1 protein-coding gene is annotated in these 447 nt (G+C 76.3%); it reads right to left on the bottom strand.

What is annotated here, in order from left to right; genetic code table 11:
• Positions 1–447, bottom strand: a 447-nt coding sequence (locus H0488_RS23540; protein ID WP_183101572.1) for a N5-glutamine methyltransferase family protein, incomplete at both ends; no start/stop codon positions are given.

Raw genomic sequence — 447 nt, 5'->3', positions numbered from 1 at the left:
CCTGCTCCCAGCGCCCCTCGCTGGCGAACACCGCCGGCGCCGACTCCCCCTGCGCGTCGGCGTGCTCGACCGCGACCACGCCGCCGGGGCGCAGCAGGTCGGCCGCCCGAACCGCCAGCGCGCGGATCGCGTCGAGGCCGTCGGGGCCCGAGAAGAGCGCCAGGTGCGGGTCGTGGTCGCGCGCCTCGACGGCGACCGACTCCCAGGCCTCGAGCGGGACGTACGGCGGGTTGCAGACCACGACGTCGACGGTGCCGAGCAGGTCGTCGAACGCGGTCCGGAAGTCCCCCTGGCGCAGGTCGACGCCCGTGCCGGCGAGGTTGCGCTCGGCCCACGCGTGCGCCCGCTCGTCGAGCTCGACGGCGTGGACCACCGCCGTCGGCACCTCGTCCGCGATCGCCTTGGCGATCGCGCCGGAGCCGGTGCAGAGGTCGACGACGATCGGTG

Origin of the sequence: Nocardioides pelophilus, from assembly GCF_014180685.1 — a bacterium.
Lineage (GTDB): Bacteria > Actinomycetota > Actinomycetes > Propionibacteriales > Nocardioidaceae > Nocardioides > Nocardioides pelophilus.
This window is presented reverse-complemented; position numbering and strand designations above follow the sequence as displayed.